16 protein-coding genes and 2 pseudogenes are annotated in these 20,284 nt (G+C 61.3%); 13 read left to right on the forward strand and 5 right to left on the reverse strand.

The annotated features are described in order from the left end of the window. Positions 1 to 18 precede the first annotated feature (18 nt). On the forward strand, positions 19 to 621 hold the full coding sequence (locus tag DNA98_RS07805) for a hypothetical protein (protein WP_110528669.1): 603 nt from the start codon (positions 19 to 21) through the stop codon (positions 619 to 621). 558 nt (positions 622 to 1,179) lie between these two features. Here the strand turns inward: DNA98_RS07805 and dnaE are convergent. From dnaE to DNA98_RS07830, 5 genes and pseudogenes are all read right to left on the reverse strand, one after another. Further along, positions 1,180 to 4,353: a DNA polymerase III subunit alpha gene (dnaE, locus tag DNA98_RS07810; RefSeq protein WP_110528672.1), complete on the reverse strand. Its 3,174-nt coding sequence runs from the start codon at positions 4,351 to 4,353 to the stop codon at positions 1,180 to 1,182. Next, a complete protein-coding gene (locus DNA98_RS17775; RefSeq protein WP_110528675.1) occupies positions 4,326 to 4,568 on the reverse strand; it encodes a hypothetical protein in 243 nt (80 codons plus the stop codon). The genes dnaE and DNA98_RS17775 overlap by 28 nt, the downstream gene beginning before the upstream one ends. After that, positions 4,568 to 5,752, reverse strand: a complete 1,185-nt coding sequence (locus DNA98_RS17780; protein ID WP_110528678.1) for a hypothetical protein — start codon at positions 5,750 to 5,752, stop codon at positions 4,568 to 4,570. The genes DNA98_RS17775 and DNA98_RS17780 overlap by 1 nt, the downstream gene beginning before the upstream one ends. Before the next feature lie 127 nt (positions 5,753 to 5,879). Beyond that, entirely contained in the window at positions 5,880 to 6,521 is a 642-nt protein-coding gene (locus DNA98_RS07825; protein WP_110528681.1) for a LexA family transcriptional regulator, read from the reverse strand. A 263-nt stretch (positions 6,522 to 6,784) separates the two neighbouring features. Then, a pseudogene (locus DNA98_RS07830) lies at positions 6,785 to 7,596 on the reverse strand (IS5 family transposase). Positions 7,597 to 7,842: 246 nt separating this feature from the next. Between DNA98_RS07830 and DNA98_RS07835 the strand changes: the two are divergent. The 12 genes and pseudogenes from DNA98_RS07835 (at position 7,843) to DNA98_RS18060 (ending at position 20,230) form a co-directional block, all read left to right on the forward strand. After that, positions 7,843 to 8,382 (forward strand): helix-turn-helix domain-containing protein, encoded by a 540-nt coding sequence (locus tag DNA98_RS07835; RefSeq protein ID WP_110528684.1) that lies wholly within the window; start codon positions 7,843 to 7,845, stop codon positions 8,380 to 8,382. Positions 8,383 to 8,480: 98 nt separating this feature from the next. Further along, positions 8,481 to 8,735, forward strand: coding sequence for a cupin domain-containing protein (locus tag DNA98_RS18500; protein ID WP_370444439.1), 255 nt, complete (start codon positions 8,481 to 8,483; stop codon positions 8,733 to 8,735). Further along, positions 8,732 to 10,321 (forward strand): ABC transporter substrate-binding protein, encoded by a 1,590-nt coding sequence (locus tag DNA98_RS07845; RefSeq protein ID WP_110528690.1) that lies wholly within the window; start codon positions 8,732 to 8,734, stop codon positions 10,319 to 10,321. The genes DNA98_RS18500 and DNA98_RS07845 overlap by 4 nt, the downstream gene beginning before the upstream one ends. 125 nt (positions 10,322 to 10,446) lie before the next feature. Further along, on the forward strand, positions 10,447 to 11,475 hold the full coding sequence (locus tag DNA98_RS07850; RefSeq protein ID WP_199489373.1) for an ABC transporter permease: 1,029 nt from the start codon (positions 10,447 to 10,449) through the stop codon (positions 11,473 to 11,475). After that, the gene (locus tag DNA98_RS07855) at positions 11,475 to 12,323 is read left to right on the forward strand and encodes an ABC transporter permease (protein ID WP_110528693.1); all 849 of its coding nucleotides are present in this window, start codon (positions 11,475 to 11,477) and stop codon (positions 12,321 to 12,323) included. The genes DNA98_RS07850 and DNA98_RS07855 overlap by 1 nt, the downstream gene beginning before the upstream one ends. Next, positions 12,324 to 13,298 carry an ABC transporter ATP-binding protein gene (locus tag DNA98_RS07860; protein WP_110528696.1) on the forward strand — a complete coding sequence of 325 codons (975 nt, stop codon included), beginning with the start codon at positions 12,324 to 12,326 and terminating at the stop codon, positions 13,296 to 13,298. Continuing rightward, on the forward strand, positions 13,291 to 14,268 hold the full coding sequence (locus DNA98_RS07865) for an ABC transporter ATP-binding protein (RefSeq protein WP_110528699.1): 978 nt from the start codon (positions 13,291 to 13,293) through the stop codon (positions 14,266 to 14,268). Before DNA98_RS07860 ends, DNA98_RS07865 begins: the two co-directional genes overlap by 8 nt. Before the next feature lie 10 nt (positions 14,269 to 14,278). Beyond that, complete coding sequence (locus DNA98_RS07870; protein ID WP_110528701.1) at positions 14,279 to 15,451, forward strand: Xaa-Pro peptidase family protein; 1,173 nt, start codon at positions 14,279 to 14,281, stop codon at positions 15,449 to 15,451. A gap of 30 nt (positions 15,452 to 15,481) precedes the next feature. Then, on the forward strand, positions 15,482 to 17,563 hold the full coding sequence (locus DNA98_RS07875) for a hydantoinase/oxoprolinase family protein (RefSeq protein WP_110528704.1): 2,082 nt from the start codon (positions 15,482 to 15,484) through the stop codon (positions 17,561 to 17,563). 14 nt (positions 17,564 to 17,577) lie between these two features. Further along, a complete protein-coding gene (locus DNA98_RS07880; RefSeq protein WP_110528707.1) occupies positions 17,578 to 19,236 on the forward strand; it encodes a hydantoinase B/oxoprolinase family protein in 1,659 nt (552 codons plus the stop codon). A 199-nt stretch (positions 19,237 to 19,435) separates the two neighbouring features. Then, positions 19,436 to 19,627, forward strand: a pseudogene (locus tag DNA98_RS18505) (helix-turn-helix domain-containing protein); the annotation flags it as partial. 177 nt (positions 19,628 to 19,804) lie between these two features. Continuing rightward, positions 19,805 to 20,230, forward strand: coding sequence for an IclR family transcriptional regulator C-terminal domain-containing protein (locus tag DNA98_RS18060; protein WP_233493152.1), 426 nt, complete (start codon positions 19,805 to 19,807; stop codon positions 20,228 to 20,230). Positions 20,231 to 20,284: the final 54 nt, after the last annotated feature.

Consider the following 20,284-nt stretch of genomic DNA (forward strand, 5'->3'; position numbering starts at 1 on the left):
CTCAAAGAGGGCAGTGCGATGAATACCCCGCGCAACGGCTACATCTTGGGCGACTATCTGCTCAAGGAGTACAACGACGGGATCTCGCTCAAGCCGGGAGACGGGGAGGTGGACGCCATCATCGTAGCGACCCCTTACGAGCGGGTGCGCTACTTCGGCTACCTCGAGTCTATCCAGCGCAAGCTGGTTACGGAGGCCGCCTTGAACGCTGTGGTGGAGCGCTACAAGAATAAGCTGACTTTCGTAATCTTCACTCACAGTCCTTATACGGTAGATCAAGAAGTTGAGCAGTGGACCAAGGCTTACGGCAGTAGCAAGATCACCGACGAGGAGGGGAAAACCCGCCAGCGGAGCTACCTCGACCAGTACCAGGAGGCTACGCTCGAGGTAGACGGCAAAACCTACACCGCCAAGCCCAGCGTGGACGGGCCCTACACTGACATCTTCTCGATCCAAGGTTCCCGCCCACAGTCGCGTTTTTTAGGGCTTATCAGCTACAGCTTTGACTTAAGCGACCTCGCTGCAAACGGTAAGATTAGTGAAGTGGGAAAGTTTAGTTTCAAGGATAGTCAAGGCCAGACTACCTATAGCGAGACGGTAGACCTCGGCAAGTACTTTTAACTGAATTTACGCGGCCTCCACCTGCACCGATAACAGAGGGCTCAAATCCAAGCTCAGCTTGCCTGCGATCAGCCTCCGTCGGCATGGAAGGCTACTTTGCCCGTTAGGCAAACACGCCGAGTGGCATCTTGCTCGGCGAGACTACGCCCTTAGTCGGGGAATATATGATCCAGTGAAGCTACACGTAGCCGCACTGAGCTTCGTGAATTAGAACTTTCACCCTCCCCGCTCATCTTCCCAACCCGCTTTCTCCCAGGGGATGTGGCCGAATACCCGGTAACCAAGGGTGTTTGAGCCTCGCCGGTTTCTCGGCGGGTGGCCCAGGTGCGGCGCCCGTCCTGGATGAGCGGGCCTTCCTTGGGAACCACCTTCTCGTCTGCGCCCAGCCTGGGGGGCTGGGTGGAGGCGGTGCGCGAGACTGGCCCGGTAGGGGTGGGGGTTCAGGATCCGGCGATTGCGGCGGGGTGGCGCTGGCTGGGCAGGCGGCCCATCTCCTGTAGGCTTTTGCGTCCGCGGGTTGAAGGTAATCGCCGCCGGGGTGGCTTGGCTAGCGGTCCTTCAAGGGTTCAGGGCCACCGCGTCCCCCGGCTCCGCGGCCGCAGGGTGGCTCGAGACCGCCGTGGATTCCAGCGGAAGACCCCAGAGCCGCGCTACCTGGATGGCCAGCAAACCCCCGGCCGGCTGCACCCAGCCTTCCACCACCAACACCGGGGCGCTCTGCACCGTTCGGGCGTAGCGCTCCCATAGCGGCGGGGCCAGGATGAGCTGGGCCAGCTGCGCGCCGTCCTCCACGACCACGAAAGCAAACCCTCGAGCCGAGGGGGGCTTTTGCAGAAACTTGAACAGGCCCGCGGTGCGCACCGGGCCTCCTCCCCGCCGTTGCAGCGAGACCAGGGGCTTGCAGCCCAGCTCGAGCAGCCTCGAGCGCATCAGATCCAGCGGGTGCAGGGCCAGCTCGCTATAGCCCTTGGTCTGGTAGTCCCAGGCCATGCGCTCGGGGAGTTCCAGGGGAGGCAGGGCCGGGGTGGGGGGCAGGGGAGCTTCCAGCCAGGGCCGCGCCCCTTTGGGGTGGGTCTGCAGCAGGGCCTGGGCCTGGTACAGCGCGGCGCGCCGGTCCAGCATGGCATCGAAGGCCCCCGCCCGTACCAGGTTCATCCACACATCGCGCGGCAGGGCCACCCGCTGGTAGCAGTCCTCGGGGGAGGCGAAGGGGCGCTCCAGCCGCTCCAGCAGGATGGCTTCGGCCTGGGTTTGCGACAGGCCCCGGACGGCGGTGAGGGGGAGGCGTACCCCTTTGCCCTGGGGGGTTTTCTCGCAGCGGTAGTGCAAGCCGCTGTGGTTGATGTCCAGGGGCAGCACCGCGAAGCCCTGCCGGTGGGCCATCTGGCGCAGGGTGTCGGCCGGCCAGAAGCCCGGCCGTTCGCTCATGAACGCGGCCCAGTACTCAGCCGGGTAGTGCCGCCGCAGCCAGGCGCTGGCGTAGGCGTGCTGGGCGAAGGCGTGGGCGTGGGAGGCGCAGAAGCCGTAACCGCGAAACTCGGCCACCATCTGCCAGATGGCCCGGGCCTGCGCGGGGGTGGCCCCCAGGGTGCGCTCGACGGCCTGGATGAACTGCGCGGCCTCCGCCTCGAGCGGCTCTCCCTCCTCGGCGCGGGCGATTCGCTTGCGCAGCCGTTCGGCCTCGGGCCAGCTGTAGCCGGCACACTCGTGCAGGATGCGCAGCTGCTGGTCCTGGTAGAGCAGCACCCCCCGGGTCGGCCCCAGGATGGGGGCTAGGGCCGGGTGCACCACCGACTCGGCCTCCAGCCCCTGGGCCCGCCGCAGGTAGGGATGCACGGTGCCCGACTGGATGGGGCCGGGGCGGATGAGGGCGATCTGGTGGGCCAGCTCGGTCCGGCTGCGGGGCTTGACCCGGGGGGAGGTCTGCATCTGGGCCGGGCTCTCGAGCTGAAACAGCATCAGCGTATCGCCCGCCTCCAGCGCGTCCCAGACCGCCGCCTCGTCGGGCAGGCGGAAGAGGTCCAGCCACACCCCCTCGCTGCGGTATACCTCCTCCCGGGCCCGTTCCAGCACGCCCAGCATCCTCAGGCCCAGCAGGTCGCACTTGATCAGGCCCATCTGCTCGACCCCGTCCTTGTCCAGTTGCAGGTGTACGATCCCCCCGCTGCTCCTTTGCAGGGGGGAGTAGTGGGTCAGGGGGTGGGCGGAGAGCACCACCCCGCCGCTGTGGGGGGCCAGGTGGCGCACGTGGCCCGGCTCGATCTGCTCCAGCAGCCACAGCAGCACTTCCTTGAGCGGACTGTCCCCCAGAACCTCGTCAAAGACGGCCTGGGCCCGGCGGGCCTGGTGGGGCCGCAGGTGGCGGTAGTCGCGGCCCAGCCGCCGGCTCAGCGCGGTGCGCTGGTGCGCGGGCAGGTCCAGGGCCCGGCCCAGGTCCTGCAGGGCGGAGGGCAGCCGGTAGGTGATGTAGTTGGCGGTCATGGCCTCCCGGCGCCCTCCGCCGAAGCGCCTTTCCACCCAGGCCAGCACCTCGTCGCGGCGGTGGGAGGCCAGGTCGATGTCCACGTCGGGGGTGGAGCGCCGCCCGGCGTGCAGGAAGCGCTCGAAGAGGAGGTCGTGCGCCAGGGGGTCCACCTGGGAGATGCCCAGGGTATAGCAGACCAGGCTGCCGGCGGCGCTGCCCCGTCCGGCCGCCAGGATGCCGCGGGAGCGGCAGTAGTCCACGATCTCCGCCTCGAGCAGGAAAAAGCCGGCCATCTCCATCTCCTCCACCACCCCCAGCTCGTACTCCAGCCGGGCCCGGGCGGCCTCCCGCGCGCTGGCGGGATAGCGCTGCTCCAGCCCGGCATAGCACCGCTGGCGCAGGTAGGCCGGGGCCGAGAGCCCGGGCGGTAGCCGGGGCGGGGCGGTCTCCAGGCGCTCGGGTAGCAGCTCGAAGGCGCAGGCCTGGGCCAGCCGGGCGGTGTTGGCCAGGGCCTCGGGAAAGGGAAAGCGGTCGCGCAGCTCGGCCAGGGAGGGCAGGTACTGGGCATCGTTTCGGACCGCCTGGGGGTGCGGGGTGTGGACGCTGATGCCCAGCCGGGCCGCGGTGAGGGCCTCGTGCAAAGGGTAGAGGGACTGGACCGCGTAGCGCACCTCCGGGGCCGCCACCACCGGCAGGGAGAGCTCGCCGGCGTAGGCCCGCAAGGCCCGCACCCGCCGGTCATCCTCGGGGTAGAACTCGTGGAACAGCCCGATCCACAGCCGCTCCGCAAACGCCCTGCGCAGGGTGGAGAGCAGGCCCTGCAAAACCGCGGACTTTCGCGCGGCCAGCAGGCGGCTGACCGGCCCGGCCCGGCCCCCGCTGAGCAGGTGCAGGTCCTCGGCGTGGGCGAGCAGTTCCTCGAGCTCGACATAGGGGGTCTCCCGCTCCCGGGCCAGGGTGATGAGCTCGCCGAGGTGGCCATAGCCCCGCCGCGAGGCCGCCAGCAACACCACCGGATAGATCTGCGCCTGCACCCGAAGCGGCACGGTGGCCCCGGTGAGGGGCTGCAGGCCCAGGCCGCGGCAGGCCTGGTGCAGCTCCACCGCGCCCGCCAGCGAAAGCCAGTCGGTCAGGGCCAGCGCCCCGTACCCGAGTTCGGCGGCCCGCCGGGCCAGCCGGGAGGGGCTGCTCACCCCACCCCCCTCGGAAAAGTAGGAGTGCACGTGCAAGGCCGCGGGCTTCAGTCGAGAATCCGGGTCAGCACCCATAGGCCGCTTCCCTCCTGGTGGTAGATCTCCAGGGTCAGACCGCCCTCCACCTCGACCCACCAGTAGGCGCGGGGGCCCTCGCCCAGCACCCAGCGGCCCTTGCTGCGCCAGCGCCTCACATAGCGCAGCACCTCCCGCCGCCGGCGATAGACCACCGCCCTCGGCCGCCCGTCGGGGTGGGAATCCACCGCGACCGCCCGGCCCACCCGGCGCATCAGGGACCCCCCTCTACCACCCGGACCCAGACCGCCTGCTGATCCGCGGCCAGGGCGTAGGGATCGAGCTCCCGCACCCGTACCAGCGTCCCGGGGAACCGCTCGGCCACCGCCCGGGCGGCCGCGCCCTGCGGGCGGCTTTCCCACAAGGCCCCCTGGACCCCCGGGCGGCGCAGGTCCGAGAGTTCGAGGGCGATCTGCTGCAAAGGGAGGCCCAACGCCCCGGTGTCTTCCAGGGTCCGCCGGGCCAGGCGGTAGATGGGGCCCGGCTGCTGGAGCGGGACTTTGCTCTGGCGGGCGGCCTGGAAGGGGCGGCCGCCGGCCCTCACCCGTACCGTCAGCCGGAAGGCGGCCTTGCCCTGGCGCCCTAGCGCAGCGGATAGCTGCTCGCTCAGGCGCCCGAGGGCCGGCTCGAACGCTAAAGGCTCTCGGGCGGCCTCGGCGAAGGTGTGCTGCGCCCGCAGGGTCGCGGGAATCCTGGCCCGGCCTACCCGGGGGCTCCAGGGACCCCACAGATAGGGCTGCAGAACCCGGTACTCCGGCAGCGTGCGCTCCAGCTGCGGCGCGCTCCACTGCCGCAGGTCCCCCAGGGTGCGCTGCCCCAGCTGGCCCAGCCACTCCAGCGAGTGCGCCCCCAGGCCCAGCCCCTTGAGCAGGTACAGCGGCAGCCGATCCGTCCAGCCCTTTTCCTCCCCCCGGGGCACTGCCCGCACCTGGCCGGGGTAGGCCGATAGCGCCGCCAGCAGGGCCACCTCGCGGTAGCCGGAAAAACCCACCCTCACCCCGTAGGCTTCCGCCAGCGCCCGCGCCGCTGCCGGGTCCAACCGCAGCAGCACCCGACCCGGGCGGAGCGGCTCGACCCAGGGGCTGTGGGCCGGCATCTCCTCCAGCAGCGTCTCCCAGGTGGCCTGCAGCAGGGGGGTGCCCAGCGGGACCAGGTGCAGCCCGGCCAGCCGGGCCCGGGCGGCCGCGCCCCGCATACCCGGGCTCACCCCGGCTTTGCGCGCCGCAGGGCTGAGCGCGATCACCCGGTCGCCTACCGTGACCGCTACCGGCTCCTGGGGCAGCCCCGGGTTCAGCCGGTAGGCCACATACAGCGGCCAGGGGTCAAACAGCAGGGCCGCGACCCCCTCCGCGGAGGGGCTGGGGTCCGGTGCTGGGGGGTGGGAACGGCTTTTGGACATGCTCCTTTTCTGCTATACTGGCAAGACCAATAGAAGACCGCTCCGGGGCAGAACCCTGGGGTGCTAGAGGGGAGGGCGCGCGATGGCGGGCAGGCTGAACGCGCCCTCAAGTCATGGGCCGGGCGGGTTACATAACCACCCCCAGGGTGCGCAGCAGGTGCTCGGGGCTTCGGCCGCGCAGCATGTACTCGAACACCCCCAGCAGACGTAGCTCCCTAGCCGGCAGGGTAAAGCTGGGATACGCCGGGTTATGCGGCTCCAGCAGGACCCTATCCCCCTGAAGGGTTACATACTTGAGGGTGGCCCGGCCGGTCTCCGCATCGGAGACCGCGCAGATCTCCCGGGAGCGGGGCGGGCGGGCCACCTTGCGCACCACCACCACGTCTCCCACCAGGAAGAAATCGGCCATCGAGTCGCTGTCCACCACAAAAGCGCAGGCCTCGGGGCTGCCGGGTAGCTCGAGCAGGCCCAGGTTGTGCTGCACCGCCGGGGTCATCGGTCCCGCCGCGATGTAGCCCAGGACGGGGATGCCCTGGCCCAACAGCAGCTTTCCCTGGGGGGTGAGGACGATCTCGGAGCTGCGACCTTGGCCCCGCGAGAGGACCTCGAGCAGCCCCTTGCGCTCCAGCGCGCCCAGGTGCTGCCGCAAGGCCTGGTAGGAGTAGCCCAGTGCGGCGCTGAGTTCGGGCACGCTGGGCATGCGCCCGAGCTTCCGCTTCAGCGCGGACATCTTCTGGACTACCTGCTGTTGGCCCCTGGTGAGTTGCATCCGGTATCCCTATGCCTGTAAGGTTACAAGTATTTGGTTCGAGAATACGCGCAAGCACCGCCTGGGGTCAAGAGCGGTGGCCCTGTTCGCACAGGCATTTTGGGAACGGCGTTTCCCCTGCACCCTGCCCCTCGGAGCAGGGGGTTCTATGGGGTAGTCCGACGGGGGAAACTCCCGACGAACACCGGGGGCATCCGCCCCGCCAGGGAGGAGCGGGAAGCAGGGTGCCCGCCTGCCGATACGGCGACCGGGTCTAGAGCCTGTTAGGTAGCCATACATAATAGGGGGGCTGCTTTTGCAAGCATCAGAATGGAGAAGGCTAACCAGTGGTAACCTTCGAGGGTCTGTGTGAGTCGCTCGTAATCCCGTGCCAATCGCCTGAAACGCGAGGTCCAGGCGAAGGAGCGCTCCACTGACCAACGCTTGGGCAGAAGCACGAAGCCTTTGCTGGCCCCTGGCTTCTTGACCACTTCCAGATGGATACCCTGTTCCTGGGCGGCGGCTTCGGCCTCGGAACCGGTATAGCCCGGGTCGACAAAGGCGATCTCCACCCGCTGACCGGTGACCGCTTGGATCGCCTCGGCCAGGGCCGCCACCTGCTTGCGGTCATCCTCATTGACCGGAGTGCTGCTCAGGGCTGGCAGTTGCCCCAAGGTGTGCACACCGATATACACCTTGGTGCTTTTACGGCGCTTGTGCCCGTTGTACTTGGCGCGATGCCCGCTCTCCGGGGTGCTCTGCATCACCCTCGAGTCCAGAACCGCTCTGCTAGGTTGAGCCGGTTTGTCCCTGTGCAATCTCAGGATCTCTCGCAGGCCGTGCACAATGTTCTCAAAGCAGTGGTTCTCGATCCAGCGTCGGGTCTGTTCGTAGATCACCCGCCAGGGAGGGAAGTCGTGGGGCATGAGCTCCCACTGGGCCCCGCTGCGCACCCACCCGCGCAGGGCGCCCCCACCTCGCGCAAGTCGTACTCAGACCGTTTTGCGTCCAGTGGTAAGAGCGTCAGATAGGGCACGACCAGGCTCCACTCTTCATCGCTCACGTCGCTGAGGTAGGGCTTTCGCCTCGAGTTCATCATGTCCCGAACATAACCGGTAGCCTATGTTTGGATAAGATTCCCAACAGCCTCTAGGGCATTCCGGGACTTTGCGGTTGCCCTGCATGGAGTACCTCTTTCATTGAGCCAGTACACCCCTTTTTACCTAAACCCTTACACAAAATTCCTTACACGACTCTGCGTTGGCCGATCTCCCTAATTCTTGGCAAAATATTTATTGACTTAGCAAATAATATTTGCTACAGTCTTGCTTAAAGGTAACTCATGGAGCTATCCGAGCTGATTCTCGCGCGGCGCATGCAGCTGCGATTGACTCTCACAGAGCTATCCAAGCGTACAGGCTTATCAGTGCCGTTTTTGTCTCAGGTAGAGAAAGGTGTTAGGGGATTGTCTTTGACTTCCTTAAAGAGCATTGCTGAAGGGCTCGGCGTGAGCATGAACTACTTCCTCGATACCCACGACCAGGATGAGCGGGTACGCTCCATAGACGACCTGCATTTCTTCAGCCTCGATGGTTCGAAGATCCGCTATGCCCGGCTGGGTTCAACCTCTAAAGGCCGTGAGTTGGAGCCTCTGTACGTGGTGATTCCTCCTAGGTATGACAGCAAGGAGATATCTAAACATCCGGGGGAGGAGTTCTTCTTCGTCCTGAAAGGCAAGCTCACTGTGCAGGTGGGTAAGAAAACCTATCACCTGGGGCCAGGCAACACTATCCATTACAAGTCGGGACTGCGCCATGGCTGGCGAAACGATGGCGATGAAGAGGTTCACCTGATCTCGGTTACCAGTATGCCGCTTCTATAGGAGGATGCATGGAAGTTTTTAGGCTGAAATACCCGAGTGCTCCTGAGCGAGTGCTGTCGTTGCTGGAATTGGAGCCGGAGCAATGGGCGGGTCTTAAGATGGGCACGGTCCGTCTGAATAAGGGGGAGTGGGTTCCTTTAGAGGGCTATTCCAAGCACGAGCAGCATGAGCTGTCAGTAATTTTGAGTGGCGGGCTCGAGGTCGAATGTGCCGGAGAACAGTCCATGCTTCAAGCGGGCGAGGTATCGCTAATCCCCGCGGGCGAAGAGCATAGGGCTCGGGCTACTGAGGACACTGAACTGATCTGGTTTTGGTTTGGCCGGGTTGAGCGGGTCTCAGAGGAGGACGTATGAAGAAAGCAATTTGGTTGGTGGCCCTGGTAGTGCTAGCGAGCTTTAGTTTGGCGCAGCAGCGGGTGCTGCGGCTAGATAATTCAGCTCCAGGCGAACTTGATCCACACAAAGCCAACGACTACTCCGGCTCGGTGCTGGCCTATAACCTCTATGACACGTTGGTAATGCCAGATCCGGAAAAGGGGGTGAAGCCTCACTTGGCTACGGCGTGGACGATATCCAATGGAGGGAAGACCTACACCTTCACCCTGCGTCGGGGGGTCAAGTTCCACGATGGCAGCGAACTCCAGGCTGATGATGTAGTTTTTAGTTACGAGCGGGTTAAAGCTTTGAACCAGGGCTTTGCTTTTTTGTTTTCGCAATGGGTGTCCTCGGTAAAGGCAATTAACCCCTATACTGTACAGTTCAACCTATCAGGGGTTTATGCGCCTTTTCTGGCCACCTTAGTGCGCCTTCCGGTGGTCAACAAGGACCTGGTGCTGAAAAACAAGAAGGAGGGCAAGTTTGGGGAGAATGGCGACTATGGACAAGCCTTTCTCTCTAGCAACGACGCCGGTTCGGGGGCCTACAAGGTAGTCTCCCATAATCCCCAAGAGCTTACCGTGATGGAGAAGTTCAAGGATTATTTCCTGGGCTTTTCTCCTAAGGCTCCGGATATTGTGCGGCAGCGGTACTCTCTTGAATCTTCCACTATGCGTACCCTCATGGTCCGCAAAGAGCATGATATCTCCAGCCAATGGCATCCCCAGGAGGTTTTCAAGGCGCTGGCTGCCCAACCCGGGATCGAGCTAATCACTGAGGGTGGATCGGGCTCGTTGCTCCTTAAGCTCAACACTCAGCGGGCCCCCACCGACGATGTTAACTTCCGCAAGGCCATGGCCCTGGCTTTTGACTACGAAGCTTTGCGGAGCACGCTAAAGATCACCGATACAGTCTCAAGCGGTAAACCTGCCCGTGGCCCTCTACCGGCGGGAGTTCCCGGTTATGACGCTTCCCTTCCTTTTCCTAAGCGTGACTTGGCTGCGGCTAAGGCGGCATTGGCCAAGTCCAAGTACGCGAACCAACTCGGCAGTGTAGTGATCGATATGGCCTGGGTAGCTGAGGTTCCCGCTGAGGAGAAGATGGCGTTATTGTTCCAGCAGAACATGGCTGAACTGGGCGTGAAGGTCAACATCACCAAGGTGCCCTGGACCGCTCTTACCGAGCGCTTTGCTAAACCTGAAACCACGCCCAACATTTATCCGCTTTTCACTGGCCTCAACTACCCCGATCCCGATGGCCTGCTGTACGTGATGTACAGCTCTAAAGCCGCCGGTACTTTCTGGTCGTCGAGTTGGCTCAGGGACGCCCAGGTTGACAGACTACTTGATGAGGCCCGGGCCACCTCGGATAACAGCAAGCGCATGGAGATGTACAAGCAAGTGCAAAAGCGCGTGGTGGATCTGCAAACCGATATCTTCGGCTACGACAACCTGGCCGTGTTCGCCAAACAAGCCAACATTAAGGTGCCTACCCTGGAGGATGAGTCTAAGTCTGTCTCTACTACCGGTGCCAACTGGCTCTTCCGACTGATCGAGGTGAACTAGAACCTTTTCCGGGTGACCTGTAGTGGTTTGTCTCAGGTCACCCAAAGTTCTGTGAGCTTCTCCCGCTCGGGAACGCCCGAACACACCTGGTTAATGCTGTTTGAAAATCCCTCAATGGAGAAGTGGTGACGAACTTTTTTGCCTATCTCGGCCATCGCCTGCTTACCTCAATAGGGGTGCTCCTCGGGGTATCGATTCTGATCTTCGTGATCGCCCGGGTGATCCCTGGAGATCCTGCCCGGATCGCTTTGGGGCCAATGGCCACGCAAGAGCAGGTGCAAAATCTGCGAAAAGAGCTTTATCTGGATCGACCTTTGCCACTGCAGTACTTAGAGTTCGTCAAACGTTTGGTTCAGGGTGACTTGGGCATGTCGCTCTACACCAAGCGGGCGGTCACTACTGACCTCGCTGAGTTCTTCCCAGCCACGTTAGAACTAGTGCTGGTTGGCGGGTTAATGATGGTACTGGTGGGATTGCCGCTGGGTATCCTGGCTGCCTATTACCGCAACCGTTGGCCTGACAATTTGGCTCGGGTTTTCGCCTTGCTAGGGGTAGTTACACCGAACTTTGTGTGGGCTATTTTCCTGGTGTTGTTTTTTGCTTATTGGGTTTCGGTATTGCCAGTCGCGGGTCGGTTGGGTGACGCTTTCCTACCGCCGCCACGGATCAGTGGGATGATTACGCTGGACGCTTTGCTGGCGGGGCAGTGGGCTACATTCTGGGATGCACTCAAACACATGATTTTGCCCGCGACTGCCCTGGCTATGGCTGGGTTGGGCCAAGCTGCGCGGCTTACCCGGGCTAACATGCTCGACACCTATGGAAAGCCCTACATTGAAATGGCTCGGGCTTTTGGTCTTCGTGAGTCTACAATTGCCTTTAAGTATGCTTTACGTCCAGCGATGATCCCCACCCTTACCATCCTTGGACTAGATCTGGCAGCCATGTTGGGAGGGGCCTTCTTAGTGGAGGCGGTATTTAACTGGCCGGGCATGGCCCGCTATGCGGTACAAGCTATCATTCGCAAGGATCTGAATGCCATCGTTGGCACTACCCTGGTGATTGCGGCTTTCTTTTTGCTCATCAATATAGTGGTGGATCTGGTGGTGGGCTATGTGAACCCCCGCATTCGCTATCGTCAGGGGGATCACTGATGGTCGGCGTGTTCAGATCCAGGGCCTGGTACCGCTTCTCTCGGAACCCACTTTCGGTGGCGGGACTGATGCTAATCTTGTTGATCATGCTGCTAGCCATTCTGGCCCCATTTGTCACTCCCTATCCGGCCCATGCTGGCAGTTTCACTAACTTTACTGAGGCCTCGCTGCCCCCTTCGGCCAAGTACTGGTTCGGCACCGATACCATTGGGCGGGACATACTAACCCGGGTCATCTTTGGCTTTCGAGTTTCGCTCATGTTGGGGATAGTGGTTCTCTTGCTGGCGGTACCGGTAGGGGTGTTGCTAGGGCTGCTGGCAGGTTACTTCGGAGGGCGCACTGAAGCCATCATAATGCGCATTACTGACGTGTTTTTGTCTGTGCCTCCATTGGTGCTAGCCCTGGCTGTGCTAGGCTTTTTGCCGCCTAATCTGTTCAACGCGATGATAGCGGTTACGGTGATGTGGTGGCCTTGGTACACCCGCCTTGTCTACAACCTGACCCGCTCGGTGCGCACGGAAGGTTTTGTTATCGCTGCAGAGGTGATTGGAGCGCCCAAGTGGCACATCCTTTTCCGCGAAATACTTCCCAACTGCACCCCTTCGATCCTCACCAAGATGACCCTGGACATGGGTTTTGTAATCCTGATCGGCTCGAGCCTTTCCTTCCTTGGTTTGGGGGTACAGCCCCCAACCCCTGACCTTGGCTCGATGGTAGCTGAGGGAGCCAAGTACCTTCCTGACCAGTGGTGGATTTCAGTGTTTCCAGGGCTGGCTGTGCTGATTTGCGTATTGGGCTTTAACCTGCTAGGTGATGGGTTGCGTGATCTGCTGGATGTGGAGGTGTAGATGGCAGCCTTGCTGCGAATTTCTGATCTCCATCTACACTTCAAACTTTTTGAAGGGATCTCCTACGTGCTCAAGGGGGTGAACCTCGAGGTTGGCCGGGGCGAGCGGGTAGCTTTGGTGGGAGAGTCTGGATGTGGCAAGTCGGTCACTTTGCGGCTCATCTTGGGGTTGGTACGGCAAAACAACGCACAAATTAAAGGTCACATTGAATTTGACGGACTGGATCTGCTTCATAGCCCAGCGGCCAAGCTGCGGGAACTGCGGGGACGACGCATTAGCCCTATTTTCCAGGACCCCATGGCTTCCTTGAACCCCACGTTTACCATCTTCGACCAGATGAGTGCGGTGATCCGCCGCGGAGGCAAAGCCCGCCGCCGGGCCGAGGTTTTCGAACTGGCCCGCTCGGCTTTGCGGCAGGTTGCCATCACCGACCCAGAGCGAGTGTTGGGGGCCTATCCCTTTCAGCTCTCGGGGGGTCTTAACCAGCGTGTGTTGATTGCCATGGCTTTGGTAAACCAGCCAGACCTGATCCTGGCTGACGAGCCTGGCACTGCGCTCGATGTGACGGTACAGGAGCAGACGCTACGGCTCATGCGACGGCTTACTGAGGAGACCCACTCGGCGGTACTGCTGATTACCCATAACTTAGGGGTGGTGCGCGAGTTTGCCGAAAGAGTGTATGTGATGTATGCCGGAAGCGTGGTAGAGGAGGGGCTAACCAAGCAAATCTTCGCTAGCCCCAAACATCCTTATACCCGGGCTCTCCTAGCCTCAGTTCCCAAGCTGAGTGGGGGAGAACTTCCTCAGGGTATCGAGGGATTTGTGCCTGATTACACCAAACCGCCCTCCGGATGCCGCTTTCATCCGCGCTGCCCCCACGTCCACGCCGCTTGTCAGCGAGATCAGCCCCTGCGTGACCTGGGCAACGGTCATCGCGTGGCCTGTGTCCTTTATGAAGAGGTGAGCCGTGCCTGAGGCTTTACTCGAGATCCGTGGGCTGAGCAAGCACTACGTGACCCGCACGGGCGTGGTCAAAGCCCTTGATGGGGTGACCCTGGATGTGTTTCCTGGTGAGACCCTGGCGGTGGTGGGTGAGTCCGGCTCGGGCAAGACGACCCTGGCCAATCTGGTGCTGGGTGCTGAAGGGCCGACGAGTGGTAGTCTCAGGTTTCAAGGCCAGGAACTCGGTACAAACCGGGCCCTGGGTCTGCGCCGTCAGATTCAGTACGTCCAGCAAAATCCCATGACCACCCTGAATCCTCGTCGCACCATCTTTCAGAGCATTCAGGTCCCCCTACAGACTCACCGGGTGGGTTTGACGAACGATCATCGTAAGCGGGCGGCTGAGCTATTACAGGTAGTAGGGATGAGCCCGGAATACCTCGACCGCTTCCCCTCTGCTCTCTCTGGCGGCCAGAGGCAGCGGGTGGCTATTGCCCGAGCCCTGGCGGTCGAGCCAAAGCTGCTGGTGCTGGACGAGCCTACCAGTGCCCTGGACGTGAGCGTGCAGGCCAAGGTGCTGGCCCTGCTGATCGAGCTTCAGGCCCGATTCAGGCTCACTTATGTCTTTATCACTCACGACCTCTCGGTAGTGCGCAACATCGCGGATCGGGTGATGGTGATGTATCGAGGCAAGGTGGCCGAGATCGGCCCCACGGCTGAGCTCTTTCGTGACCCCGAGCACCCCTATACCCGCATGCTCATTTCCTCGATTCCGGTTGTCTCTGAGGAAGAAGAAGCACTCAAGCCGCAGTGGCCCTGGGAGCGAAACCTGGCTCTCGATAGCGCTGCGGTCTCACAGGGCTGTCCTTTTGCCCCCCGCTGTCCATTTGCCGAGCAAGCCTGCTGGGCGCAGCTCCCGCCGCTCACTATGGTCCGCGAGGATCACTACTCGGCTTGCCACATGGTGAGCGGAGAGATCCCCAACAAGCTGGTCAAGACATGAAAGGATTGCCATGATCGGACAGAAACTCCCTGAGGTTCAGGAATTCCTGCGTGAGGCCGAGATTGATGGCTGGCTGGTATACGACTTCCGCGGCACCAACCCCTTCGCCGCCAGGGTGTTTGGCCATAGAGGAACCCTGCTTACCCGGCGCTGGTTCTTGTGGATACCGGCTCGAGGTGAACCACAGGTTCTGGTACACGACATTGAGTTCGGTTCCTTCCCGCGGGCAGGCTACGCGCTGCACAAGTACAACAGCCGGCAGACCCTGCTCCAGCAACTGCGCAACCTGCTCGGCGCAGCCAGGAGGGTGGCCATGGAGTATTCTCCCAACGGCAATATCCCCTATGTCTCCAGGGTGGATGGGGGAACCCTCGAGCTCATTCGCTCCCTGGGTGTGGAGGTGGTGAGTTCAGGCGATGTGTTGCAGCTTTTCCTAATCTGGACACCCGAGCAACTGGCCAACCACCTCAAGGCTGCCGAAGTGCTCACCCGCACCAAGGACGCAGCGCTAGAGCTGTTGGTCCAGCACATTGCCCGCCGGGAGCCCATCGACGAGTACCGGCTTCAGCAATACATGAACCGCTTCATCGCAGAACAGGGCATGGACCCCGACCACCCGCCTATCGTGGGCTTCGGGCCGGGAGCAGGGGACCCGCACTACGTGCCCTCGGCCAGCCGCTCCAAGACCCTCGAACCCGGCGATGCCATCCTGATGGACCTGTGGTGCAAGGTGCCGGGCGACAATCCCTTCGCCGACATCACCTGGATGGCCTTCTACGGCTCACCTAGCCCAGAGTTCCTGCAGGCTTTCAAGACGGTGCTGGCCGCGCGCGATACCGGAGTAGAGTTGCTGCAAAACCGCCTTTCGGCCGGGCAGGCCGTGCGGGGAAACGAGGTGGATCGAGTCGTGCGCGAGGTGCTCATTAATGGGGGCTTCGCAGCCAATCTCAAGCACCGCACTGGGCACAGCCTAGGCATACAGACCGTCCACGGAGAGGCCGTCCACTTCGACGACTTCGAGACGCTGGATGAGCGAGCGGTGCTGCCTGGTCTGGGCTTCACTATCGAACCGGGAGTCTACTTCCCCGAGTACGGCGTGCGCAGCGAGATCAATGTCTACAGCACTGCCACAGGCATCGAGATCACCACCGCCAGGCAGACTGAGCTGGACGTGCTGGGCTGAGGCCCGGCCCAGCAGGCGATAGGAGGAAGCATGAAACCATCGATCATTCGCGCGGCTAGCGATGTTGGAGGCACTTTCACCGATCTGGTGTATTTCTACACCGACCCTGCCACGGGCCGCCAGGAGATCGTCACCGCTAAGTCCGACACCACCCCGCCCAATTTTGAGCAGGGGGTGATGAACGTGATTCACAAGGTGGGCCTTACGCTGAGCGACATCGACTTCTTGGCCCACGGTACCACCGTGGTGATCAATGCCCTGACCGAGCGTAAGGGCGTCAAGACCGCCCTCATCACCACTCAGGGGTTTCGCGACGTGCTCGAGATTGCCCGGGGCAACCGCCCGGATTTCTTCAACCTCTTCTACAAGAAACCCGAACCCTTTGTACCGCGTTACCTGCGCCGGGAAGTGCCGGGCCGCCTCTCTCCTCAAGGGGAAGAGCGCCAGCCGCTCGACTTGAGCGGATTGCCGGGGATTCTCGAGGACTTCAAGAAGGAGGGAGTGCAGGCGATTGCCATCTGCCTGCTGCATTCCTACGCCAACCCTGCCCACGAGCAGAGGGTGCTGGAGCGAATGCGCGAACTCTGGCCCGAGGTCGCGGTGGTGGCGTCCCATCAAATTACACGGGAATGGCGGGAGTATGAGCGCAGCAGCACTGCGGTGCTGTCAGCCTACGTTCAGCCCATTGCCGAGCGCTATCTGAGCCGCCTCGAGCAAGGCAGCAAGGCGGAGGGTTTCGCTGGACAACTCTACATTATGCAGTCCAACTGTGGCGTGGACTCTACCGAGCGGGTCAAGCAGATCCCAATTACCATGGTGGAATCTGGCCCGGCTAGCGGCTTTTGGGGAGCGGCTGAACTTGGCCGCTTGATTGGTGAGTCCAATGTGTTGGCCCTGGATATTGGTGGCACCACTGCCAAGTGCTCCCTGATCGAGGGCGGTCACGTCAAGATCATCTCTGATTACTGGATCGAGCGCAGCCAGAAATCGGCGGGCTATCCCATCATGGTTCCGGTGGTGGATCTGGTAGAAATCGGCAACGGTGGAGGGAGCATCGCCTGGGTGGATGATTTCGGCAAGCTTCACGTGGGACCTCAGTCTGCCGGGGCCGTACCTGGGCCAGCAGCGTATGGTCGGGGCGGGGAAAACGCCACTACGACCGATGCTAACCTGGCTCTGGGCCGGATCAACAAAGACTTTTTCTGTGGCGGCGAGATCAAGGCTGACGTGGAGGCCATGAACCGGGCGCTCGACCGGATTGCAGCTCAATTGGGGGTCACGCGAGAGGAAGCCGCCCGTGGCATTGTTCGCATCGCCAACAACAACATGGTCAATGCCCTCAAGCTGGTCTCGGTGAACCGGGGCTACGATCCTCGGGATTTCACGCTGGTGGCCTTCGGCGGTGGCGGTGCCATGCACGCCGTGGCCCTGGCGAGCGAACTGGGGATGCGCAAAGTCGTCATCCCTCGGGCTGCTGACGTTTTCTCGGCCTGGGGCATGCTGATGAGCGACCTGCGGCGGGATTTCTTCGTCACCCGCATTGTAAGTCTGCGCCCGGAAAATGCAGGCGCCATAAACACCTTGCTGGAAGAGGTGACCGCCAACGCACTCAAGCAATTCGCTACCGAGCAGATTGGGGCTGAGCAGGTGCGTTTCCTGCGATATGCCAAGCTGCGCTACGAGAACCAGGAGCACGCTGTCGAGATCCCGCTCCCCGAAGGTCCTATAGAGGCTGGTACTATCGCCATGATCGCTGATACGTTTCACCAGTCCTATGAGCGTGAGTACACCTATCGGCTCCACGCCCCCATCGAGTTCGTGGGAACCCACGTGGTGGCTTTCGCTGCTGTAGGCAAGCTGGAGCCAGCCAAGCTTCCAGTAACCGGCCGCAGCCTGGGGGATGCCAAAAAGGGTCAGCGCGAGGTGGACTTCGCCTTAGAAGGAATCCACCTCTCGGATATCTATGATGGACACCTGCTTGAGCCGGGTATGAGCTTCTCTGGTCCGGCCATCATCGAGACTCGCGGGACCACCATGGTGATCCACCCCGGCAACCGTGTGCGGGTGGATGATTATGGCAATGTGCACATCACCCTTCAGCAGAACGTTTGAGAAGGAGGTGGCCCATGATCAAGACTTCTGACCCCATCACGCTCGAGATCATCCAGAACTCACTGCAGGCTATCAGCGATGAGATGTTCGCGGCCATGCGCAAGACCGCCATGAGCGCCATCATCTACGAAGTGTTGGACATGGGCACCGGTATTACCGATGGGCAGGGGCAGATGGTGACTTCGGGTGCGGGGATTCCTTCTTTTGTAGGGGTATTGGACAAAGCGGTCCAGCGCATTCTCGATATCCATTCGGGTGACATCCAGCTCGGCGATGTATTTGTTACTAATGACCCCTACTACGGAGGCGTCACTCATCTCAACGACGTGGTGTTGGCCATGCCGGTGTTTGCCGGTGGGGAGCTGGTCGCTTGGACCGCTAACATCGCCCACTGGAACGATGTTGGAGGGATGGTCCCAGGTTCGATGTCGAGCAGCGCGACCGAGATTTTCCAGGAGGGGTTGCGCTTGCCAGCGGTCAAGATCATCGAAGAGGGCAAGCCGATCCAGTCGGTGATAGAGATCATGAAGGCCAATAGCCGCCTGCCGGATTTTCTAGAGGGTGACCTATGGGCGGGGATCGCTGCTGTGCGGATTGGTGAGAGGCGAATTCTAGAGCTGGTCGAGAAGTACGGGGTGGAGACGTTCAAAATCGCTCTCGAGCAATACCTTGACTATGGCGAGCAGGTAGCGCTTGCTGCGCTTGCAACCCTTCCCAAGGGAAGGTTCAGTCTCGAGGAAGAGCAGGAAAACGGAGCCATCTACAAAGTGGTGGTGGAGATCAGCGACCGCACGTTCACCGTGGACCTGCGGGACAACCCACCCCAGGATAAAGGTCCCTACAACACCTCGAGGGACGGTGCCCTGGTTTCGACCCAAATGATCTTCAAGGCTATTACCGATAGTAGCCGCACAGCCAATGCTGGGCATTTTCGACCCCTGCGCCTGCTGACCATGCCCGGCACGGTCTTTGACGTGCAGGAACCGGGAGCCTCTGGGTATATCTTCGAGGTGCGAATGCGTTTGTACGACTTGATCTGGCGCTGCTTGGCACCACACCTGGGGCCTGAGCGCTTGCCGGCAGGCCACTTCGCTTCGATTTGTGGGACTGTGATTGGCGGGACCCACCCGGACACTGGGCGGTACTTCACCATCGTAGAGCCACAGATTGGGGGCTGGGGGGCATCGGCCTGGAGTGATGGGATCAGTGCCACTTACAGCGCCGTTCATGGGGAAACCCTTCGGTGCCCCGTGGAGGTAGCTGAGGTCAGGTATGGCCTCTACGTTGACCAGCTCAGGCTAAACGACGAGCCGGGCGGCGAAGGGCAATATCGCGGGGGCAAGGGCATTGTGCTGGACTACCAGGTGCGCTCAGACAATTGCTTCCTTACCCTTTCCTATACTCGCAGCAAGTTCAAGCCTTGGGGGTTGAAAGGTGCGCGAGAAGGTTCGGCTAATTATGTAGAGATCATTCGCGGCGATGGGCGACGCGAGATGTACTCTACAGTCACATCCTTGAGGCTCTACAAAGGTGACGTGATCCGAATCTACACTGCCAATGGAGGGGGCTACGGAGATCCACGGAAACGTTCCAGAGATAAGGTACTCGAAGACCTCAAGAATGGTTATATCGCCAAAGAGCAGGCCAGAGATGTTTATGGGCTTGAGGTGTAGGAGGTGTAGATAGATATCGGCTGTCTGGATGTGAAGGGCTCGATCACGTGAAGGCTGCCCTGAACTTTATGCGCCTGCGGAAATTTGAACTTGCGGCCCGACCTCCTGAGGCTCCCGCTGGAACCCTCGGCCTATAACGAGTATTGACAGGCCCTATTCCGCTGTCTACACTATTTTTACTTTCCGATATACAGAACGTATGTTCTATTCAGTGGAACAACCCGTCCCTCAGTCCGGAGATAACCCCGGGGCCCTCGATAAGCTCCTGATTACGTTGCTGGCCTTTGAACAGCAGCCCTGTTGGAGGTTGAGCGATCTTGCACGAGCCCTCAAGATTCCTAAGGGAACCATGCACCGGCTCCTCCTAAAGCTAGTTTCGTATGGCTTTCTGTATCGACAGCCCGCGACTGAGGCCTACTGCCTGGGGTCAAGAATCAGGGTACTGGCTGCTCGGGGCTGGCCATTTCAGTTCTTGTCCGACTTCGCTCATCCTTATCTGGAACAGTTAGCCCTAACTACGGGTGAAACCGCCTTTCTAACTGTTGTAGAGGGGTTTTACTGCTTGTGCGTGGGCCGGGTGGAAGGAAATCAGCCCTTGCGGTTGACCATGACTGTGGGCGAGAAATCCCCTCTACATCTGGGGGCTTCCAACCAGATCATGCTCGCCTACCTCCCCGAATCTACCCAAGCCGAGATATTAAGGTACTGGATCCCTGAGGAATCCCGACGGCTCGAGATGCAGGAAACCCTCAAAAGCATTCGGAAGAATGGGCACATCTACACCGCTGGACAGCTCACCCCCGGAGTAGCTGCACTGGGAGTTCCTGTGCTGGATGAGGCACATAACCTGCTGGCTGGACTGAGTCTCGCAGGACCTGCCGATCGCTTTTCAATCGAAGTAGCGTATAAGACTTTACCTCTTCAACAACAAGCGGCGTCGGCCATCGCCAGGGAGTTGAAAAGATTGAGCCCTCAAAGCAACGGCCAGAGATAGGGAGGTGTTGAGGACATGCGAATGACACGGATATTTTGGTTGGCTAGCGTTCTA

The sequence above is a fragment of the Meiothermus sp. Pnk-1 genome, from assembly GCF_003226535.1.
Classification (GTDB): Bacteria; Deinococcota; Deinococci; order Deinococcales; family Thermaceae; genus Allomeiothermus.

Excerpts from the sequence above, each read along its gene's own strand:
- DNA98_RS07860 (WP_110528696.1), top strand. The coding sequence starts at position 12,324 with ATGGCAGCCTTGCTGCGAATTTCTGATCTCCATCTACACTTCAAACTT.
- DNA98_RS18500 (WP_370444439.1), top strand. The coding sequence starts at position 8,481 with ATGGGCACGGTCCGTCTGAATAAGGGGGAGTGGGTTCCTTTAGAGGGC.
- DNA98_RS07870 (WP_110528701.1), top strand. The coding sequence starts at position 14,279 with ATGATCGGACAGAAACTCCCTGAGGTTCAGGAATTCCTGCGTGAGGCC.
- DNA98_RS07805 (WP_110528669.1), top strand. The coding sequence starts at position 19 with ATGAATACCCCGCGCAACGGCTACATCTTGGGCGACTATCTGCTCAAG.
- DNA98_RS17775 (WP_110528675.1), bottom strand. The coding sequence starts at position 4,568 with ATGCGCCGGGTGGGCCGGGCGGTCGCGGTGGATTCCCACCCCGACGGG.
- DNA98_RS07845 (WP_110528690.1), top strand. The coding sequence starts at position 8,732 with ATGAAGAAAGCAATTTGGTTGGTGGCCCTGGTAGTGCTAGCGAGCTTT.
- DNA98_RS07835 (WP_110528684.1), top strand. The coding sequence starts at position 7,843 with ATGGAGCTATCCGAGCTGATTCTCGCGCGGCGCATGCAGCTGCGATTG.
- DNA98_RS07875 (WP_110528704.1), top strand. The coding sequence starts at position 15,482 with ATGAAACCATCGATCATTCGCGCGGCTAGCGATGTTGGAGGCACTTTC.
- DNA98_RS07855 (WP_110528693.1), top strand. The coding sequence starts at position 11,475 with ATGGTCGGCGTGTTCAGATCCAGGGCCTGGTACCGCTTCTCTCGGAAC.
- DNA98_RS17780 (WP_110528678.1), bottom strand. The coding sequence starts at position 5,752 with ATGTCCAAAAGCCGTTCCCACCCCCCAGCACCGGACCCCAGCCCCTCC.
- DNA98_RS07825 (WP_110528681.1), bottom strand. The coding sequence starts at position 6,521 with ATGCAACTCACCAGGGGCCAACAGCAGGTAGTCCAGAAGATGTCCGCG.
- dnaE (WP_110528672.1), bottom strand. The coding sequence starts at position 4,353 with ATGGGTGCTGACCCGGATTCTCGACTGAAGCCCGCGGCCTTGCACGTG.
- DNA98_RS07880 (WP_110528707.1), top strand. The coding sequence starts at position 17,578 with ATGATCAAGACTTCTGACCCCATCACGCTCGAGATCATCCAGAACTCA.